The 20,657-nt window shown below is 62.3% G+C and carries 15 protein-coding genes; 10 read left to right on the forward strand and 5 right to left on the reverse strand.

The genetic code is table 11. The annotated features are described in order from the left end of the window. Positions 1 to 247: 247 nt before the first annotated feature. The 4 genes from HU767_RS16280 to HU767_RS16295 form a co-directional block, all read right to left on the reverse strand. Positions 248 to 3,094, reverse strand: coding sequence for a valine--tRNA ligase (locus HU767_RS16280; RefSeq protein WP_186705168.1), 2,847 nt, complete (start codon positions 3,092 to 3,094; stop codon positions 248 to 250). 243 nt (positions 3,095 to 3,337) lie between these two features. Continuing rightward, a complete protein-coding gene (locus HU767_RS16285; protein WP_186705169.1) occupies positions 3,338 to 3,715 on the reverse strand; it encodes a DNA polymerase III subunit chi in 378 nt (125 codons plus the stop codon). Between the two features lie 8 nt (positions 3,716 to 3,723). Next, entirely contained in the window at positions 3,724 to 4,152 is a 429-nt protein-coding gene (locus HU767_RS16290; protein WP_186705170.1) for a DNA polymerase III subunit chi, read from the reverse strand. Positions 4,153 to 4,212: 60 nt separating this feature from the next. Further along, entirely contained in the window at positions 4,213 to 5,703 is a 1,491-nt protein-coding gene (locus HU767_RS16295; protein ID WP_186729982.1) for a leucyl aminopeptidase, read from the reverse strand. A gap of 311 nt (positions 5,704 to 6,014) precedes the next feature. Here HU767_RS16295 and lptF point away from each other — a divergent pair, with 311 nt between their 5' ends. The 8 genes from lptF (at position 6,015) to pdxJ (ending at position 14,504) form a co-directional block, all read left to right on the forward strand. Further along, positions 6,015 to 7,136, forward strand: a complete 1,122-nt coding sequence (lptF, locus tag HU767_RS16300; RefSeq protein ID WP_186705172.1) for an LPS export ABC transporter permease LptF — start codon at positions 6,015 to 6,017, stop codon at positions 7,134 to 7,136. Then, the gene (lptG, locus tag HU767_RS16305) at positions 7,129 to 8,190 is read left to right on the forward strand and encodes an LPS export ABC transporter permease LptG (RefSeq protein WP_186705173.1); all 1,062 of its coding nucleotides are present in this window, start codon (positions 7,129 to 7,131) and stop codon (positions 8,188 to 8,190) included. Before lptF ends, lptG begins: the two co-directional genes overlap by 8 nt. A gap of 236 nt (positions 8,191 to 8,426) precedes the next feature. Continuing rightward, positions 8,427 to 10,226 carry a translation elongation factor 4 gene (lepA, locus tag HU767_RS16310; RefSeq protein ID WP_135847028.1) on the forward strand — a complete coding sequence of 600 codons (1,800 nt, stop codon included), beginning with the start codon at positions 8,427 to 8,429 and terminating at the stop codon, positions 10,224 to 10,226. 5 nt (positions 10,227 to 10,231) lie between these two features. After that, positions 10,232 to 11,086, forward strand: coding sequence for a signal peptidase I (gene lepB / locus HU767_RS16315; RefSeq protein ID WP_186705174.1), 855 nt, complete (start codon positions 10,232 to 10,234; stop codon positions 11,084 to 11,086). Positions 11,087 to 11,271: 185 nt separating this feature from the next. Then, the gene (gene rnc, locus HU767_RS16320; RefSeq protein WP_186705175.1) at positions 11,272 to 11,961 is read left to right on the forward strand and encodes a ribonuclease III; all 690 of its coding nucleotides are present in this window, start codon (positions 11,272 to 11,274) and stop codon (positions 11,959 to 11,961) included. After that, positions 11,954 to 12,856, forward strand: a complete 903-nt coding sequence (era, locus tag HU767_RS16325) for a GTPase Era (protein WP_003205264.1) — start codon at positions 11,954 to 11,956, stop codon at positions 12,854 to 12,856. The genes rnc and era overlap by 8 nt, the downstream gene beginning before the upstream one ends. A 170-nt stretch (positions 12,857 to 13,026) precedes the next feature. Next, positions 13,027 to 13,710, forward strand: coding sequence for a DNA repair protein RecO (gene recO, locus HU767_RS16330; protein ID WP_186729983.1), 684 nt, complete (start codon positions 13,027 to 13,029; stop codon positions 13,708 to 13,710). A 50-nt stretch (positions 13,711 to 13,760) separates the two neighbouring features. Further along, on the forward strand, positions 13,761 to 14,504 hold the full coding sequence (gene pdxJ / locus HU767_RS16335) for a pyridoxine 5'-phosphate synthase (protein ID WP_186729984.1): 744 nt from the start codon (positions 13,761 to 13,763) through the stop codon (positions 14,502 to 14,504). A gap of 185 nt (positions 14,505 to 14,689) precedes the next feature. Here pdxJ and mltF read toward each other — a convergent pair whose 3' ends face one another. After that, a complete protein-coding gene (gene mltF / locus HU767_RS16340) occupies positions 14,690 to 16,150 on the reverse strand; it encodes a membrane-bound lytic murein transglycosylase MltF (RefSeq protein ID WP_186705178.1) in 1,461 nt (486 codons plus the stop codon). A gap of 288 nt (positions 16,151 to 16,438) precedes the next feature. On the opposite strand from mltF, the gene purL reads away from it, so the two are divergent. Further along, positions 16,439 to 20,335, forward strand: a complete 3,897-nt coding sequence (gene purL / locus HU767_RS16345) for a phosphoribosylformylglycinamidine synthase (protein WP_186705179.1) — start codon at positions 16,439 to 16,441, stop codon at positions 20,333 to 20,335. Between the two features lie 4 nt (positions 20,336 to 20,339). Then, positions 20,340 to 20,651: a YqfO family protein gene (locus HU767_RS16350; protein WP_186705180.1), complete on the forward strand. Its 312-nt coding sequence runs from the start codon at positions 20,340 to 20,342 to the stop codon at positions 20,649 to 20,651. Positions 20,652 to 20,657 lie beyond the last annotated feature (6 nt).

Here is a 20,657-nt window from a genome sequence, read left to right on the forward strand (position 1 = left end):
GCCGATTCGGGTATGGCTGAAAATGGCGGGCATTGTCCCACATCCCGCGCGCTCTTGATGGTAATGCGGACTAAATGTGGGAGCGGGCTTGCTCGCGAAGGCGTCGGTACATTCCAAACAGAGACAAGCTGACCTACCGCTTTCGCGAGCAAGCCCGCTCCCACGAGGGTTGCTCATTGTCCGGGAGAAAGGGGCGGGCATAAAAAAGGAGGTCCAACAGGACCTCCTTTTTCATTGCGAACAACCGTTACAGACTGGCAATCCGCGCATGCTGCTCAGCCAGCTTGCCCAGGGCCTGTTCGGCCTCGGCCAGCTTGGCCCGTTCCTTCTCGATGACCTCGGCCGGCGCCTTGTCGACGAAGCCGGCGTTGGACAGCTTGCCGCCGACCCGCTGCACTTCGCCTTTGAGGCGCAGGATTTCCTTGTCCAGGCGCGCCAGTTCGGCCGCCTTGTCGATCAGCCCGGCCATCGGCACCAGCACTTCCATTTCGCCGACCAATGCGGTGGCCGACAGAGGCGCTTCTTCACCCGCAGCCAGCACGGTCACCGATTCAAGCTTCGCCAGCTTCTTGAGCAACGCTTCGTTTTCGTTCAGGCGGCGCAGGTCTTCGGCGCTGGCGTTTTTCAGGAACAGGGTCAGCGGCTTGCCCGGGCCGATGTTCATTTCGGCGCGGATGTTACGCAGGCCGAGCATGAAGGTCTTGAGCCACTCGATGTCGTCCTCGGCCGCTGGATCGATGCGGCTCTCGTTGGCCACCGGCCACGGTTGCAGCATGATCGTCTTGCCTTGGATGCCCGCCAGCGGTGCGATGCGCTGCCAGATTTCCTCGGTGATGAATGGCATGAACGGATGCGCCAGGCGCAGGGCCACTTCCAGTACGCGCACCAGGGTGCGGCGGGTGCCGCGCTGGCGTTCGACCGGTGCGTTTTCGTCCCACAGCACAGGCTTGGACAGTTCCAGGTACCAGTCGCAATACTGGTTCCAGATGAACTCGTACAGGGCTTGCGCGGCCAGGTCGAAACGGAACTGGTCCAGTTGGCGGGTCACTTCGGCTTCGGTGCGTTGCAACTGGGAAATGATCCAGCGATCGGCCAGGCTCAGCTCATAGGCTTCGCCGTTCTGGCCGCAGTCTTCGCCCTTGTCCAGCACGTAGCGCGCAGCGTTCCAGATTTTGTTGCAGAAGTTGCGATAGCCTTCGACGCGGCCCATGTCGAACTTGATGTCGCGACCGGTGGACGCCAGCGAACAGAAGGTGAAGCGCAGGGCGTCGGTGCCGTAGCTGGCGATGCCTTCGGCGAATTCTTCGCGGGTGGCTTTCTCGATCTTCTTCGCCAGTTTTGGCTGCATCAGGCCGGAGGTGCGTTTCTGCACCAGGGTTTCCAGGTCGATACCGTCGATGATGTCCAGCGGGTCCAGGACGTTGCCCTTGGACTTGGACATTTTCTGGCCCTGGCCGTCGCGCACCAGGCCGTGGACGTAGACGGTCTTGAACGGTACTTGCGGGGTACCGTCTTCGTTTTTCATCAAGTGCATGGTCATCATGATCATCCGGGCGACCCAGAAGAAAATGATGTCGAAGCCGGTGACCAGCACGTCGGTGGAGTGGAATTTCTTCAGGAACTCGGTCTGCTGCGGCCAGCCCAGTGTGGAGAAGGTCCACAGGCCCGAGCTGAACCAGGTGTCGAGGACGTCGTTGTCCTGCGCCAGGGCAACGTCCGGACCGAGGTTGTGCTTGGCGCGGACTTCGGCTTCATCGCGGCCGACATAGACCTTGCCCGACTCGTCGTACCAGGCCGGGATGCGGTGGCCCCACCACAGCTGACGGCTGATGCACCAATCCTGGATGTCGCGCATCCACGAGAAGTACATGTTCTCGTATTGCTTGGGCACGAACTGGATGCGGCCATCTTCCACGGCGGCAATCGCAGGCTCGGCCAACGGCTTGGTGGACACGTACCACTGGTCGGTCAGCCACGGCTCGATGATGGTGCCGGAGCGGTCGCCTTTCGGGACTTTCAGGGCGTGATCGTCGACGCTGACCAGCAGGCCGGCGGCCTCGAACGCCGCGACGATCTGCTTGCGTGCTTCGAAGCGGTCCAGGCCGGCGTATTCGGCCGGGATCTGGCCGTCGACGTTTTCGTTCAGGGTGCCGTCGAGGTTGAAGGCCTGGGCGGCCGGCAACACATGGGCGTTCTTGTCGAAGATGTTCAGCAGCGGCAGGTTGTGGCGCTTGCCGACTTCGTAGTCATTGAAATCGTGGGCCGGGGTGATTTTCACGCAGCCGGTGCCGAATTCGGGGTCGCAGTAATCGTCGCCGATGATCGGGATCCGACGGCCAACCAATGGCAACTCGACAAACTTGCCGATCAGGGCCTGGTAGCGCTCGTCGTTCGGGTTCACCGCCACGGCGGAATCGCCCAGCATGGTTTCCGGACGCGTGGTGGCGACGATCAGGTAATCCTTGCCGTCGGCGGTCTTGGCGCCGTCGGCCAGCGGGTATTTCAGGTTCCACAGGAAACCTTTCTCGTCGTGGTTCTCCACTTCGAGGTCGGAAATGGCCGTGTGCAACTTGGTGTCCCAGTTGACCAGGCGCTTGCCGCGATAGATCAGCCCGTCCTCGTGCAGGCGCACGAAGGCTTCCTTCACCGCTTCCGAGAGGCCGTCATCCATGGTGAAGCGCTCGCGGCTCCAGTCCACGGATGAACCGAGGCGGCGGATCTGGCGGCTGATGTTGCCACCGGATTCGTCTTTCCATTCCCAGACTTTCTCGAGGAACTTCTCGCGACCCAGGTCATGGCGATTCTGGCCCTGGGCTTCAAGGCGGCGCTCCACCAGCATCTGCGTGGCGATACCGGCGTGGTCGGTGCCCGGCTGCCACAAGGTGTTGCGACCTTGCATGCGGCGGAAACGGATCAAGGCGTCCATGATCGCATTGTTGAAGCCATGGCCCATGTGCAGGCTGCCGGTGACGTTCGGCGGCGGGATCATGATGGTGTAGGAATCGCCCGCGCCTTGCGGAGCGAAATAATTCTCGGACTCCCAGGTGTTGTACCAGGAAGTTTCAATGGCGTGCGGCTGGTAGGTCTTATCCATGCGCGGCGGGACCCTATTGGCATTTATTCAGGAAAAGCCGGGAAGTATAGCGGGGCGTGGGGCGCAGGGCGAGTCGGGGTGGCTGCGATCGCTTCATTCAAGCCGAGAAACATTGTGGCGAGGGAGCTTGCTCCCGCTGGGGCGCGAAGCGGCCCCAAAACTAACAGGCTTTTCACGACTGCTTCGCAGTCGAGCGGGAGCAAGCTCCCTCGCCACAAAAGCAACCACAACCGGGTTACCGGGTTATTCGTACTGGCTGAGCAACCGCTCCATCCGCGCATCCAGCCGGCGCTTGATCTCGGTTTCGATGTGCGGGGCGAAGTCGTCGATGACGTCTTGCATGATCAACTGCGCGGCAGCGCGCAATTCGCGGTCCAGGTGCAGCAGGGCGTCGGGGCCCTTGGCTTCGGCCTTGGCGGCAGGCTCGGGTTCGGGCTGGCCGTTGATCGGATCGAACAGCAGGGGAATCTGTTCGTCATGCACCGGCTCATGAGCAGGCTCATGCACGACCGTGTCGGTCAGCAGCGGTGGTTGGAGGTTGTCGTCGCCGAGCAGTTGGCGGATCGACTCAAGGTCATCCAGCAGGTGCGCGGGCTTTTGTGGCGATTTTGGAGTGTCCATCGTAGGGCTCAGAGTCGCTGTAAACGGTGGTCTTGCAGAGGATAGCCCTGTTCGCGGTAGAAACGGAAACTCTCCCGCGCGGCTTGTCGAATGGCCGGGTCTTCCACCACCACTTCCGCCACACGGGCGAAGCGCTGGGCAAAGGCCGGTACTTTCAGGTCGAGGTTGACCAACAGGTCCTGGTGCTGACCGCAGTCATTCCCCAGTCCCAGTACGATCAGGCCCTCGGGTTCGCTTTCGGCCGGGCCGTGGGGCACGAAGCTCTCGCCCTTGAATGCCCACAGCCGTGCGTCCAGGTCCTCGCGCTGGGTGGCATCGCTGCAATGCAGGTAGATGCGGTGTCCCATGCGCCAAGCCTTTTCGGTGAGCTTGCAGGCGAAATCCAGCCGCGCCGACGGATCGGCGCTGGGCAGGATATAAAAATCGACTTTGGTCATTGCGGTTCCTGAGCCGTCGATGGCGCCACCCGAGGGCGACGCCAACGACGGTCATTGGTGTCAGGCCTTGGCGCGGTCCAACAGGTACTGGGTCAGCAGGGGCACCGGACGACCGGTGGCGCCCTTGTCCTTGCCGCCGCTGGTCCAGGCCGTGCCGGCGATGTCCAGATGAGCCCAGTTCAGGTTCTTGGTGAAGCGCGACAGGAAGCAGGCCGCGGTAATGGTCCCGGCTTTCGGGCCGCCGATGTTGGCGATGTCGGCGAACGGGCTGTCCAGTTGTTCCTGGTACTCGTCGAACAGTGGCAACTGCCAGGCGCGGTCGTCGGCTTGCTGGCCGGCGCTGAGCAGTTGGCCGATCAGCTCGTCGTTATTGCCCAGCAGGCCCGAGGTGTGGGCGCCGAGGGCGACGACGCAGGCGCCGGTCAGGGTCGCGATGTCGATCACCGCTTGCGGCTTGAAGCGTTCGGAGTAGGTGAGGGCGTCACACAGCACCAGGCGGCCTTCGGCGTCGGTGTTGAGGATTTCCACGGTCTGGCCGCTCATGGTCGTGACGATATCGCCCGGACGCGAAGCCGTGCCGCTGGGCATGTTCTCGGCGCAGGCCAGGATGCACACCAGGTTGATCGGCAGTTGCAGTTCGAGCACGGCGCGCAGGGTGCCGAACACGCTCGCGGCGCCGCCCATGTCGTACTTCATTTCATCCATGCCGGCGCCCGGCTTGAGGCTGATGCCGCCGGTGTCGAAGGTGATGCCCTTGCCGACCAGTGCGTACGGCTTCTCGGACTTCTTGCCGCCGTTGTATTGCATGACGATCAGGCGTGGTGGCTGGGCGCTGCCCTGGCCCACGGCATAGAACGAACCCATGCCCAGGTCCTTGATCTTCTTCTCGTCGAAGACTTCGACTTTCAGGCCCTTGAACGCTTTGCCCAGTGCCTTGGCCTGTTCGCCCATGAAGGTCGGGTGGCAGATGTTCGGCGGCAGGTTGCCCAGGTCACGGGTGAACGCCATGCCATTGGCAATCGCGGTGGCGTGGGTCACGGCGCGCTGGACTTCAGCCTGGGCGGCCTTGATGGTCAGCAGGGTGATTTTCTTCAGGGCGCGAGGTTCGGCTTTCTGGCTCTTGAACTGGTGGAATTGATATTCGCCGTCCACCAGGGTTTCGGCCAGCAGGCGGTTCTTGCCATAGCTGTCGCGACCCTTGACCACCAACTCGTCCAACGCCAGGACGGCATCACCGCCGCCGAGGCCTTTAAGGGTGGCCAACACGCCGGCGATGATTTTACGGAACGGACGGTCGCCCAGTTCGGCGTCCTTGCCCACGCCCACCAGCAGCACGCGCTCGGCCTTGAGGTTGGGCAGGCTGTGCAACAGCAGGCTCTGGCCGACCTTGCCGGCCAGGTCGCCGCGCTTGAGCACGGCGCTGATGGCCCCGCCGCTCAGGCTGTCAAGCTGGGTGGCGACGACGCCGAGCTGGCGGTTTTCGCCGACGGCAACCACCAGCGTGGCGGTTTTCAACGTTTCTGGGCTGACGCTTTTTACAACCAGTTCCATGTCCGGATCCCTGAATGAATGGTCAAGAGGCCAGGCGCCGAAACAATGGCGCGCTGAACAGCTGTCTTCTATATAAAAGAAGCGCCGGTACTTGCCGGCGACAAAGGCCGCAGTTTGAACCCCGGCGCCCGAGCCTGACAACCCTCGGCGCCCCTAACTTTTCGGCTTTGAGCAGCGGGTTAAAGCGTGCGAAGTGACAGGCGCCTTCAATCACAGGATAATGCGGCTCTTTTTTCGGCGGCTCGCAATATGAGTCGGCTCGATACGTTTCTTGTTCGGCCGCCTAGCCTGACAATCGTGGAGTGTCTGGTTTGATCGTCTTTCGTTATCTGTCCCGCGAAGTCCTGCTGACCCTGAGCGCCGTCAGCGCCGTGCTGCTGGTCATCATCATGAGCGGGCGCTTCATCAAATACCTCGCCCAGGCAGCCTCCGGTGCCCTGGATCCGGGTTCACTGTTCCTGATCATGGGGTTCCGCCTGCCCGGCTTCCTGCAATTGATCCTGCCGCTGGGGTTGTTCCTCGGCATTTTGCTGGCCTACGGGCGCTTGTACCTGGACAGCGAAATGACCGTGCTGTCGGCCACCGGCATGAGCCAGCAACGCCTGTTTCGCATGACGCTGTTCCCGGCCACCTTGGTGGCGCTGGTGGTGGCGTGGCTGAGCCTGAGCCTGTCGCCCCAGGGCGCCAACCAATTCCAGCTGCTGATCAACCAGCAGGACGCCATGACCGAATTCGACACCCTGGTACCAGGGCGCTTCCAGGCCCTGCGCGACGGCACCCGGGTGACCTACACCGAACAGCTCTCGGATGACCGGGTCGACCTGGGCGGCGTCTTCATCACGCAAAAGAATGTGTCTGCGGACACCAAGAAGGACCGTGGTATTTCCGTGCTGGTGGCCGAGAAGGGCCGGCAGGAAATCAACCCCGACGGCAACCGCTACCTGATCCTGGAAAATGGCTATCGCTACGACGGCAAGCCAGGGCAGGCCGATTACCGGGCCATCAAGTACGACACCTATGGCGTGCTGCTGCCCAAGCCCGAGGTCAGCGACGAAGTCACCGACCGCGACGCGATGCCGACCGCCAGCCTGCTGGGCAACGAAGACATTCGCGCCCGCACCGAGCTGCAATGGCGCCTGTCGCTGCCGCTGCTGGTATTCATCGTGACCCTCATGGCGGTCCCGCTGTCGCGGGTCAACCCGCGACAGGGCCGTTTCCTCAAGTTACTGCCGGCGATTCTCCTGTATATGGCTTACCTGACCATCCTGATTTCCGCCCGCGGCGCATTGGAGAAGGGCAAGATCCCGCCGGCGCTGGGCTTGTGGTGGGTGCACGGCATCTTCCTGGCCATCGGCCTGGGGCTGCTCTATTGGGAGCCGCTGCGCCTGAAGCTGGCCAGCCGTCGCAGTGCGATGGAGGTGGCCCGTGGTTAAACTCGACCGCTACATCGGCAGCAGCGTGTTCATGGCGATCCTCGCAGTGCTGGGGATCATCCTTGGCCTGGCGACCTTGTTTGCCTTCATCGATGAAATGAGCGACGTCAGCGATACCTACACCCTGATGGACGTGGCGAGCTATGTGCTGCTGACCGCGCCACGCCGTCTGTACGACATGCTGCCGATGGCCGCGCTGATCGGCTGCCTGATCGGCCTGGGCAGCCTGGCCAGTAACAGCGAACTGACCATCATGCGCGCCGCCGGCGTGTCCATTGGTCGGATTGTCTGGGCGGTGATGAAGCCCATGCTGGTGTTGATGCTGGTGGGCCTGCTGATCGGTGAGTACATCGCCCCGGCCACCGAAAACACCGCCCAGGCCAACCGCTCCCTGGCCCAGGGCGGCGGTGATGCGCAAAGCGCCAAGCACGGCCTGTGGCACCGCCAGGGCGACGAGTTCATCCACATCAACTCCGTCCAACCCAACGGCATTCTGTACGGCGTGACCCGTTATCGCTTTGACGAGCAGCGGCACATGCTGTCGTCGAGCTTCGCCAAGCGTGCGCATTTCGTCAAGGACCACTGGCAACTGAGGGATGTGACCACCACGCTGTTCCATGACAAACGCACCGAGGTGGTCGCCGCCCGGAAGGAGCGTTGGAATGTGTCGATCAGTCCGGAGTTGCTCAGCACCGTGGTAATGGCGCCGGAGTCCTTGTCGATTACCGGTTTGTGGGGGTACATCCACTACCTGGCGGACCAGGGCCTGAATAACGGCCGCTATTGGCTGGCTTTTTGGGTCAAGGTGTTGCAACCGCTGGTCACTGCCGCCCTGGTGTTGATGGCGATTTCCTTCATTTTCGGCCCGTTGCGTTCGGTGACCCTGGGGCAACGGGTATTTACCGGCGTGCTGGTGGGCTTCACCTTCCGTATCGCCCAGGATCTGCTGGGGCCGTCGAGCCTGGTGTTCGGTTTCTCGCCGCTGTTTGCGGTGCTGGTGCCGGCCGGTATCTGCGCGCTGGCCGGGCTCTGGCTGCTGCGTCGGGCGGGTTGATCCATTTTCTTGTGGCGGGGGGAGCTTCTGTGGCGAGGGAGCTTGCTCCCGCTGGACTGCGCAGCAGGCCCCTGCAGCCTGCCTGACACATCGCCGTGGCGCATAATCGAGGGGCCGCTTCGCAGCCCAGCGGGAGCAAGCTCCCTCGCCACACGTGACGCTTGCGCGGTGTATCAGGTACAATTCCCGGCTATTTTTCGGCGGGCCATGCCTGCAGCCTTTTTGAGTGTTGATCCGTGAGTGATTTGAGTCATATCCGCAATTTCTCCATCATCGCCCACATTGACCATGGCAAGTCGACGCTGGCTGATCGCTTCATCCAGATGTGCGGCGGCCTGGCCGAGCGTGAAATGGAAGCCCAGGTCCTGGACTCCATGGACCTCGAGCGTGAGCGCGGGATCACCATCAAGGCCCATAGCGTTACCCTCTACTACAAGGCTCGCGACGGCGTCACCTATCAGCTGAACTTCATCGATACCCCCGGCCACGTCGACTTCACCTATGAAGTCAGCCGGTCGCTGGCGGCCTGTGAAGGCGCATTGCTGGTGGTCGACGCTGGCCAGGGCGTTGAAGCCCAGTCGGTTGCCAACTGCTACACGGCCATCGAGCAGGGCCTGGAAGTCATGCCGGTGCTGAACAAGATCGACCTGCCCCAGGCCGATCCGGACCGCGTGAAGGAAGAAATCGAGAAAATCATCGGCATCGACGCCACGGACGCGGTCACCTGCAGCGCCAAGACCGGCCTGGGCGTCGACGAAGTGCTCGAGCGCCTGGTCGCCACTATTCCTGCACCGACCGGCAATATCGAAGATCCGCTGCAAGCGTTGATCATCGACTCCTGGTTCGACAACTACCTGGGCGTGGTCTCCCTGGTTCGCGTGCGCCATGGCCGCGTGAAGAAAGGCGACAAGATCCTGGTCAAGTCCACCGGCAAGATCCACCTGGTGGACAGCGTTGGTGTCTTCAACCCGAAACACACCGCCACCGTCGACCTGAAGGCCGGTGAAGTGGGCTTCATCATCGCCGGTATCAAGGACATCCACGGGGCGCCGGTCGGCGACACCCTGACCTTGAGCTCTACCCCCGACGTCGATGTGCTGCCAGGCTTCAAACGCATCCAGCCGCAGGTCTACGCCGGCCTGTTCCCGGTCAGCTCCGACGACTTCGAGGATTTCCGCGAAGCACTGCAAAAGCTGACCCTGAACGACTCGTCGCTGCAGTACACCCCGGAAAGCTCCGACGCCCTGGGCTTCGGTTTCCGTTGCGGGTTCCTTGGCATGCTGCACATGGAAATCATCCAGGAGCGCCTGGAGCGCGAGTACGACCTGGACCTGATCACCACGGCGCCGACGGTAATCTTCGAACTGCTGCTCAAGAACGGCGAAACCATCTACGTCGACAACCCGTCCAAGTTGCCGGACCTGTCGGCCATCGAGGACATGCGCGAGCCGATCGTGCGGGCCAACATCCTTGTGCCTCAGGAGCACCTGGGTAACGTCATTACCCTGTGCATCGAGAAGCGCGGCGTGCAGCACGACATGCTGTTCCTCGGCACGCAGGTCCAGGTGACCTATGACCTGCCGATGAACGAAGTGGTGCTGGACTTCTTCGACCGTCTCAAATCCACCAGTCGCGGCTATGCTTCGCTGGACTATCATTTCGATCGTTACCAATCGGCTAATCTGGTAAAGCTGGATGTGCTGATCAACGGTGAGAAAGTCGATGCCCTGGCATTGATCGTGCACCGCGACAACGCGCACTACAAAGGTCGTGCATTGACCGAGAAGATGAAGGAACTGATTCCGCGGCAGATGTTCGATGTGGCAATCCAGGCCGCCATTGGCGGGCAGATTGTGGCGCGTACAACCGTCAAGGCGCTCAGAAAGAACGTATTGGCCAAATGCTACGGCGGCGACGTCAGCCGTAAGCGCAAGCTGTTGGAAAAGCAGAAGGCCGGTAAAAAACGCATGAAGCAGGTCGGTAACGTGGAAATTCCACAGGAAGCCTTCCTCGCGGTGCTCAGGTTGGATAGTTAGGTCCTATGTCGCTAAATTTCCCGCTGTTGCTGGTTATCGCCGTGTTTGTCTGCGGTCTGTTGGCGTTGCTTGATCTGTTGTTCCTGGCGCCTCGGCGCCGGGCGGCCATCGCCTCGTATCAGGGCAGCGTCAGCCAGCCTGATGGTGTAGTGATCGAAAAACTCAACAAGGAACCGCTGCTGGTCGAATACGGCAAGTCGTTCTTCCCGGTGCTGTTCATCGTGCTGGTGCTGCGTTCGTTCCTGGTGGAACCGTTCCAGATCCCGTCCGGCTCGATGAAGCCGACCCTGGATGTGGGCGATTTCATCCTGGTGAACAAGTTTTCCTACGGGATCCGCCTGCCGGTGATCGACAAGAAAGTCATCGAGGTGGGTGACCCGCAACGCGGCGATGTCATGGTGTTCCGCTTCCCTAGCGACCCGAACGTCAATTACATCAAGCGCGTGGTCGGCCTGCCGGGCGACACGATCCGCTACACCGCTGACAAGCGTTTGTTCGTCAATGGCGAATCGGTGGCCGAACAGTTGCTCGGCTCCGAACCGGGGACGCTGGGCAGTGCCGAACTCTACCGGGAAAAACTTGGTGAGGCCGAGCACCTGATCCGCAAGGAAATGAGCCGCTACCGCGCCGCGCCGGACCGTTCCTGGACCGTGCCGGCGGGGCACTATTTCATGATGGGCGACAACCGTGACAACTCCAACGACAGCCGTTACTGGGATGATCCGAACATTCCCAAGAACCTGCTGGGCATGGTCCCCGACCGGAACATCGTCGGCAAGGCCTTCGCGGTCTGGATGAGCTGGCCGGAACCCAAACTCAGTCACCTGCCGAATTTCTCGCGGGTTGGCCTGATCAAGTAATCACCCACGGCGCTGTTGAACACAGCGCCGAATGCTTTTCTGGAGCCTGTACAAGGGTTGCCCGGAGGCATGAAGCCAACGATAGTCAGGACGTCATTTTTGAACACAGCGTTAATTGTCCCAAGCCAACGGTGCCTTGCCGCCGTGGCGGTGGAATCCAGCCACGAACTCAGCGTGGGTAAACCGTGAGCGTTTCTCTAAGCCGTCTCGAGCGTCAGCTCGGCTACACCTTCAAGGACCCGGACCTGATGCTCCTGGCCCTCACTCACCGCAGTTTTGCCGGGCGCAACAACGAACGCCTGGAATTCCTCGGTGACGCCATCCTTAACTTCGTCGCTGGCGAGGCGTTGTTCGAGCGCTTCCCGCTGGCCCGCGAAGGCCAGTTGTCGCGTTTGCGCGCGCGACTGGTAAAAGGTGAGACGCTGGCCGTATTGGCCCGTGGTTTCGACTTGGGCGATTACCTGCGCCTGGGCTCCGGTGAGTTGAAAAGCGGCGGTTTCCGGCGCGAGTCGATCCTGGCCGATGCCCTGGAAGCGTTGATTGGTGCGATCTACCTGGATTCAGGCATGGAAATGGCGCGCGAACGCGTGCTGGCCTGGCTGACCTCCGAAATCGACAGCCTGACGCTGGTGGACACCAACAAGGACCCGAAGACCCGCTTGCAGGAATTCCTGCAATCGCGCAGTTGCGAACTGCCGCGCTACGAAGTGGTGGACATCCAGGGTGAGCCGCATTGCCGAACCTTCTTCGTCGAATGCGAAGTTGTCCTATTGAATGAAAAAAGCCGGGGTCAGGGTGTGAGTCGTCGTATTGCCGAACAGGTAGCGGCCGCCGCAGCACTGATTGCCCTGGGCGTGGAGAATGGCAATGACTGATACAACCGTCACCCGCTGCGGCTATGTCGCCATTGTCGGTCGGCCGAACGTGGGCAAGTCCACGCTGCTGAACCACATCCTGGGCCAGAAATTGGCGATCACCTCGCGCAAGCCCCAGACCACCCGCCACAACATGCTGGGCATCAAGACCGAAGGCGCCGTGCAGGCGATCTACGTCGACACCCCGGGCATGCACAAGGGCGGTGAAAAGGCCCTGAACCGCTACATGAACAAGACTGCCTCGGCGGCGTTGAAGGACGTCGACGTGGTGATCTTCGTGGTCGACCGCACCAAGTGGACCGAAGAAGACCAAATGGTCCTCGAACGCGTCCAGTACGTGACCGGCCCCTTGATCGTGGCGCTGAACAAGACCGACCGTATCGAAGACAAGGCTGAGCTGATGCCGCACCTGACCTGGTTGCAGGAGCAGTTGCCGAACGCCCAGATCATCCCGATCTCTGCCCAGCACGGCCATAACCTCGATGCGTTGGAGCGGGTGATTGCCGAACACCTGCCGGAAAACGATCATTTCTTCCCTGAAGACCAGATCACCGACCGCAGCAGCCGTTTCCTCGCCGCCGAGCTGGTGCGCGAGAAAATCATGCGCCAGATGGGCGCCGAGCTGCCGTACCAGATCACCGTCGAGATCGAAGAGTTCAAGCAACAGGGGAAGACCCTGCATATTCATGCGTTGATCCTCGTCGAACGTGACGGCCAGAAGAAAATCATCATTGGCGACAAGGGCGAGCGCATCAAGCGCATCGGCACCGAGGCGCGCAAGGACATGGAGCTGCTGTTCGACTCCAAGATCATGCTCAACCTGTGGGTCAAGGTGAAGGGTGGCTGGTCCGACGACGAGCGGGCGTTGCGTTCGTTGGGTTACGGCGACCTGTAAAACGTCCAGCGGTACACCACCGACCTTGTGGGAGCGGGCTTGCTCGCGAAGGCGGTGTGTCAGTTGACATCATCGTTGACTGACACGCCGCCTTCGCGAGCAAGCCCGCTCCCACATTGGTTTCGGGTTGTTTAGAAAATTTTGCCCGCTCAGTGAGAACTGCGACTTCAATGTCCCAACCCACCGCCCAGCCCGCCTACGTCCTCCACAGCCGTGCCTACCGCGAAAGTAGCGCCCTGGTGGACTTCCTCACGCCCCAAGGACGGCTGCGGGCGGTGTTGCGCGGAGCGCGGGGCAAGGCCGGGACGCTGGCGCGGCCGTTCGTGCCGCTGGAAGTCGAGTTCCGCGGCAGGGGCGAGCTGAAGAATGTCGGGCGCATGGAAAGCAACGGTGTCGCGGCCTGGCTCAACGGCGAGGCGTTGTTCAGTGGTTTGTACCTCAATGAACTGCTGATCCGCCTGTTGCCCGCCGAAGATCCCCACCCGGCGGTCTTCGACCACTACACCGCCACACTGCTGGCCCTAGCCGAAGGCCGGCCACTGGAACCGCTGCTGCGCTCGTTCGAGTGGCGGCTGCTGGATGACCTGGGTTATGGCTTTGCGCTGAATACCGACCTGCACGGCGAGTCCATCGCGGCTGATGGCCTGTACCGCTTGCAAGTGGACGCCGGCCTGGAGCGGGTCTACCTGCTGCAACCAGGGCTGTTCAACGGTGCCGAACTGCTGGCCATGGCCGAGGCCGACTGGCGTGCGCCGGGTGCCTTGTCGGCGGCCAAGCGCCTGATGCGCCAGGCCCTGGCCGTGCATCTGGGTGGTCGGCCACTGGTCAGTCGCGAGCTGTTTCGCAAGCCCTGATCAACCCGTATGCTGTGGGCCGACTATTTGTCCTTTTCAGGAGCCTTTTCGTGAGCACCAGCAATCGCATTCTTCTCGGCGTGAACATCGACCATGTCGCCACCCTGCGCCAGGCCCGTGGTACGCGCTACCCGGATCCGGTCAAGGCCGCACTGGACGCGGAAGAAGCGGGGGCCGACGGCATCACCGTGCACCTGCGTGAAGACCGTCGCCACATCCAGGAGCGCGACGTGCTGCTGCTCAAGGACGTGCTGCAAACCCGCATGAACTTTGAAATGGGCGTGACCGAGGAAATGATGGCGTTCGCCGAGCGCATCCGCCCGGCGCACATCTGCCTGGTGCCGGAGACGCGCCAGGAACTGACCACCGAAGGCGGCCTCGATGTAGCGGGCCAGGAGTCGCGGATCAGCCTGGCGGTGGAACGCCTGTCGAAAATCGGCGCCGAGGTCTCGCTGTTCATCGATGCCGACGAACGGCAAATCGAGGCAGCCAAGCGTGTCGGCGCCCCCGCCATCGAACTGCACACCGGCCGGTACGCCGACGCCGAGACCCCCACGGACGTGGCCGATGAGCTGCAACGGGTCGCCGATGGCGTCGCCTTTGGCCTGGCCCAAGGCTTGATCGTCAACGCCGGCCATGGCCTGCACTACCACAACGTCGGCGCCGTCGCGGCCATCAAGGGCATCAACGAACTGAACATCGGCCATGCACTGGTGGCCCATGCCTTGTTCGTCGGGTTCAAGTCGGCTGTGTCGGAGATGAAGGCGCTGATCCTGGCTGCCGCCAAGTCCTGATCCACCACAAAACTTCTGAACACCCCAATAAAACTGTGGGAGCGGGCTTGCTCGCGAAAGCGGTGTGTCAGCCACTTCAATGGTGACTGACCTGACGCCTTCGCGAGCAAGCCCGCTCCCACAGGGGATCTGGGTAGGTACAAGACTTGTGGGTATCCAAGTAAAGCTGTGGGAGTGGGCAGCTGTCAGAGCTGCGGGGATTCCTGGCTCGGCTTGCTCTTGTCCACACCCGGCACATGCAGATTGCCCTCGGCCACTTGGTCGCCTTCAAGCTGCGGCTGTGTCACCCAGGTCAGGATGTCGTAGTAGCGACGGATGTTCGCCACGAAATGCACCGGTTCGCCGCCCCGGGCGTAGCCGTAGCGGGTCTTGCTGTACCACTGTTTCTGGGACAGGCGCGGCAGGATTTTCTTCACGTCCAGCCATTTGTTCGGGTTCAGCCCTTCCTTGGCCGCCAGTTTGCGGGCGTCGTCCAGGTGGCCGCTGCCCACGTTATAGGCGGCAAGGGCGAACCAGGTACGGTCCGGCTCCTCGATGCTCTCGTCCAGCTGTTCCTTCATGTAGGCCAGGTACTTGGCGCCGCCCATGATGCTTTGTTTCGGATCCAGTCGGTTGGACACGCCCATGGCCTGGGCGGTGTTCTGGGTCAGCATCATCAGGCCGCGCACGCCGGTCTTGGACGTGACCGTTGGTTGCCAGAGCGATTCCTGGTAGCCAATGGCAGCCAGCAGGCGCCAATCGACTTTCTCTTTCTTGGCGTAAGCCTTGAAGTGTTGCTCATATTTGGGCAACCGTTGCTGCAAATGCTGGGCGAAAGTTGTTGCGCCCATGTAGCCGAGGACGTCGACGTGCCCGTAGTAGCGGTCCTTGAGCCGCTGCAGCGTGCCGTTTTTCTGCACCTTGTCCAGATAGGCGTTGATTTCGTTGAGCAGGCTATTGTCTTCGCCGGGGCCCACCGCCCAGCTTTGGCTGCGGACGTCGCCAAGGTCGAAGGCGACGCGCACGTTGGGGAAGTACACCTGGTTCATCGCCACTTCGTTGGAGTCCACCAGCGTCAGGTCGATCTGGCCCTCGTCCACCATGCGCAGCAGGTCGACCACCTCAACCGCGTCGGACTCTTCGTATTCGATGCCCGGGTATTGCTGCTTCAACTGCGCCAGTTGTTCGGCATGGCTGCTGCCCTTGAGCACCATGATTTTCTTGCCCGCCAGGGCGGCCGCGTCGGTGGGGCGGGATTGGCCGTTGCGGTAGATGATTTGGGGGGTGACTTCCAGGTAGGAGCGGGAAAACCGCACCTGCTTCTTGCGCTGTTCGCTGCTGACCAGGCCCGCGGCGGCCAGGACCGGCCCGTTGGGCTTGCCCACCTGGCCGAACAGGTCGTCGAGGTTGTCGGCGGTCTCGATTTTAAGCTCGACTCCCAAATCCTCGGCGAAACGCTTCACCAGCTCGTATTCGAAGCCGGTCTCACCACTGCGATCCTGGAAGTAGGTGGCGGGGCTGTTTCGGGTAACCACCCGCAGCACGCCATCCTCCTTTACGCGCTCCAGTGTGTTGGGTTTCTCAACACAACCACTGAGCACCAGGAAGAGTCCGGTTGCGATCAGCCATTTGGCATATCGCGGACGCAAAGCCGTTGGGGAAAACATCTGCGCAGTATACGCAAACGGCCCCTACCGCCATATCTCGACAGCAAAAGGCCAGTCTGCTAGCCGTTGCAAAACATGTCCGCAACACCGGCCGGCCGGGCTGTGGCGGGCTTTGCGCCGCTGAAAAATATCTGTGCGCGAACCTTGGCACGGGTGTCCAATACCGCCGTGCGCGCAAAGACCGACATTCGGCCAGCACCGCGCGTGCCGTTTCGGGTGCCGTTGCCGGCGGTTTAGGCTAGAATGCACGGCCTCAAAGCACACCCCCTTCCCGAGGCTGTCCCGAAGATGTTGATCCTGCGCGGCGCTCCTGCCCTTTCTGCCTTTCGCCACAGCAAACTCCTTGAGCAACTGAGCCAGAAGGTTCCGGCTGTCAGTGGCTTGTATGCTGAATTCGCTCACTTCGCCGAAGTCACCGGCGGTTTGACCGGCGACGAACAGCAGGTGCTCGCGCGCCTTCTGAAGTACGGCCCCAGTGTTCCTGTCCAGGAGCCGGCCGGTCGCCTGTTCCTGGTGTTGCCGCGTTTCGGCACTATTTCGCCGTGGTCGAGCAAGGCCAGCGACATCGCCCGCAACTGCGGCCTGGCGAAAATCCAGCGCCTGGAGCGCGGCATTGCCTTTTATGTCGCCGGTGAGTTCAGCGAGGCCGAGGCCCAGTTGATCGCCGAAGGCCTGCATGACCGCATGACCCAGGTCGTGCTCGGCAACCTGGAGCAGGCCGCCGGTCTGTTCAGTCACGCCGAACCCAAGCCCCTGACCGCCATCGACGTACTGGGCGGTGGCCGTGCCGCGCTGGAAAAAGCCAACGCCGAGCTGGGCCTGGCCCTGGCCGAAGACGAGATCGATTACCTGGTCAACGCCTTCCAGGGCTTGAAGCGCAACCCCCACGACATCGAACTGATGATGTTCGCCCAGGCCAACTCCGAGCACTGCCGCCACAAGATCTTCAACGCCAGTTGGGACATTGACGGCCAGGACCAGGAAAAAAGCCTGTTCGGCATGATCAAGAACACCTACCAGATGCACAACGAAGGTGTGCTGTCGGCCTACAAGGACAACGCGGCGGTGATCGTCGGCAGCGTTGCCGGTCGCTTCTACCCGAACCCCGAGACCCGCCAGTATGGTGCGGTCCAGGAGCCGGTGCACATCCTGATGAAGGTCGAGACTCACAACCACCCGACCGCCATTGCCCCGTTCCCGGGCGCGTCCACCGGTTCCGGTGGCGAGATCCGCGACGAAGGCGCCACCGGTCGCGGTGCCAAGCCCAAGGCCGGCCTGACCGGCTTCACCGTGTCGAACCTGCAGATCCCGGGCTTCGAGCAGCCATGGGAAAAGCCGTACGGCAAGCCTGAGCGCATCGTCAACGCCCTCGACATCATGATCGAAGGTCCCCTGGGCGGCGCGGCGTTCAACAACGAATTCGGCCGTCCGGCCCTGACCGGTTACTTCCGGACCTTCGAACAGTCCATCACCACTCCCCGTGGTGAAGAAGTCCGTGGTTACCACAAGCCGATCATGCTCGCTGGCGGCATGGGCAACATCCGCGCCGAACACGTGCAGAAAGGCGAGATCCTGGTCGGCTCCAAGCTGATCGTCCTCGGCGGCCCGGCCATGTTGATCGGCCTGGGTGGCGGCGCGGCTTCCTCCATGGCCACCGGCACCAGCTCGGCCGACCTGGACTTCGCTTCGGTCCAACGGGAAAACCCGGAAATGGAACGCCGTTGCCAGGAAGTCATCGACCGTTGCTGGCAGTTGGGTGAGCACAACCCCATCAGCTTCATCCACGACGTCGGCGCGGGCGGCCTGTCCAACGCCTTCCCGGAACTGGTCAACGACGGTGGTCGCGGTGGCCGCTTCGAATTGCGCAACATTCCGAACGACGAGCCGGGCATGGCCCCGCACGAAATCTGGAGCAACGAATCCCAGGAACGCTACGTCCTGGCGGTCGGTCCGGCCGACTTCGAACGCTTCCAGGCCATTTGCGAGCGCGAGCGTTGCCCGTTCGCGGTGGTGGGTGAAGCCACTGCTGAGCCACAACTGACCGTCACCGACAGCCACTTCGGCAACAGCCCGGTGGACATGCCGTTGGAAGTGCTGCTGGGCAAGGCCCCGCGCATGCACCGTTCGGCGGTTCGCGAAGCGGAGCTGGGCGACGATTTCGATCCGTCCACCCTCGACATCGCCGATTCCATCGAGCGCGTGCTGCATCACCCGGCCGTGGCGAGCAAGAGCTTCCTGATCACCATCGGCGACCGGACCATCACCGGCCTTGTGGCCCGCGACCAGATGGTTGGCCCATGGCAAGTGCCGGTGGCCGATGTGGCCGTGACCGCCACCAGCTTCGACGTCTACACCGGCGAAGCCATGGCGATGGGCGAGCGCACGCCGCTGGCGCTGCTGGACGCCCCGGCCTCGGGCCGCATGGCGATCGGCGAGACCCTGACCAACATCGCGGCGTCGCGCATCGGCAAGATGTCCGACATCAAGCTGTCGGCCAACTGGATGTCCGCCGCCGGTCACCCGGGTGAAGACGCCCGCCTGTACGACACCGTCAAGGCGGTCGGCATGGAGCTGTGCCCTGAGCTGGGCATCACCATTCCAGTGGGCAAGGACTCCATGTCCATGGCCACGCGCTGGAACGATGAAGGCGTGGACAAGAGCGTAACCTCGCCGCTGTCGCTGATCGTGACCGGTTTTGCGCCTGTCACCGATATCCGCCAGACCCTGACCCCGCAACTGCGCATGGACAAGGGCACCACCGACCTGATCCTGATCGACCTGGGCCGTGGCCAGAACCGCATGGGCGCCTCGATCCTGGCCCAGGTGCATGGCAAGCTCGGCTCGCAAGCACCGGACGTCGATGATGCCGAAGACCTGAAGGCGTTCTTCGCCGTGATCCAGGGCCTGAACGCCGACGGTCACCTGCTGGCCTACCACGACCGCTCCGACGGTGGTTTGCTGACCACCGTGGTGGAAATGGCCTTCGCCGGTCACTGCGGCCTGAGCCTGACCCTGGACAGCGTTGCCGAATCCAAGGCCGAGATCCCGGCGATCCTGTTCAACGAAGAACTGGGTGCCGTGATCCAGGTTCGCCAGGACGCCACGCCAGACATCCTTGCCCAGTTCAGCGCGGCCGGCCTGGCCGATTGCGTCTCGGTGATCGGCCAGCCGATCAACAACGCGCACATCAACATTACCTTCAACGGCGACACCGTCTTTGAAGGCCAGCGTCGCCTGTTGCAGCGCCAGTGGGCGCAAACTAGCTACCAGATCCAGCGCCTGCGGGACAACGCCGAGTGCGCCGAGCAGGAATTCGACGCGCTGCTGGAAGAAGACAACCCGGGCCTGAGCGCCAAGCTCAGCTACGACGTCAACGACAACGTGGCCGCGCCTTACATCAAGAAAGGCATTCGCCCACAAGTGGCGGTCCTGCGCGAGCAGGGCGTCAACGGTCAGGTGGAGATGGCGGCAGCGTTCGACCGCGCCGGTTTCAACGCGATCGACGTGCACATGAGCGACATCCTGGCCGGTCGTGTCGACCTGAACGACTTCAAGGGCATGGTCGCTTGTGGCGGTTTCTCTTACGGCGACGTACTGGGCGCCGGTGAAGGCTGGGCCAAGTCGGCGCTGTTCAACAGCCGCGCCCGCGATGCGTTCCAAGGTTTCTTCGAACGCACCGACAGCTTCACCCTCGGCGTGTGCAACGGTTGCCAGATGATGTCCAACCTGCACGAGCTGATTCCGGGCAGCGAGTTCTGGCCGCACTTTGTGCGTAACCGTTCCGAGCAGTTTGAAGCCCGCGTGGCGATGGTCCAGGTCCAGGAATCGAACTCGATCTTCCTGCAGGGCATGGCCGGTTCGCGCATGCCGATCGCCATCGCCCACGGCGAAGGCCACGCGGAATTCGAAAGCGAAGAAGCCTTGCTCGAAGCCGACCTGTCCGGTTGTGTGTCGCTGCGTTTTGTCGACAACCATGGCAAGGTCACCGAAACCTACCCGGCCAACCCGAACGGCTCGCCGCGCGGGATCACCGGCCTGACCAGCCGCGACGGCCGCGTCACGATCATGATGCCGCACCCGGAGCGGGTGTTCCGCGCGGTGCAGAACTCGTGGCGTTCGGACGACTGGAACGAAGACGCGCCATGGATGCGCATGTTCCGCAACGCGCGCGTCTGGGTGAACTAAGACGGTGTACAAGCTCTGCTTCTTCGTCCCGGACAGCCATGTGGACGAGGTCAAAAACGCCGTATTCGCTGCCGGTGGCGGGCGAATCGGCGACTATGACCACTGCGCCTGGCAAGTGCTGGGCCTGGGCCAGTTTCGCCCTTTGGACGGCAGCCAGCCGTTCATTGGCGAGGCGGGGCAGGTCGAGCAGGTCGAGGAATGGAAGGTGGAGCTGGTGGTGGCCGATGCGTTGATTCGCCCCGTGGTGGAGGCGCTGAAGCAGAGCCATCCCTACGAGACACCGGCGTATGAGGTGTGGCGGTTGGAGGATTTCTGATCTTCC

Origin of the sequence: Pseudomonas sp. SWRI179, from assembly GCF_014268705.1 — a bacterium.
Lineage (GTDB): Bacteria > Pseudomonadota > Gammaproteobacteria > Pseudomonadales > Pseudomonadaceae > Aquipseudomonas > Aquipseudomonas zanjanensis.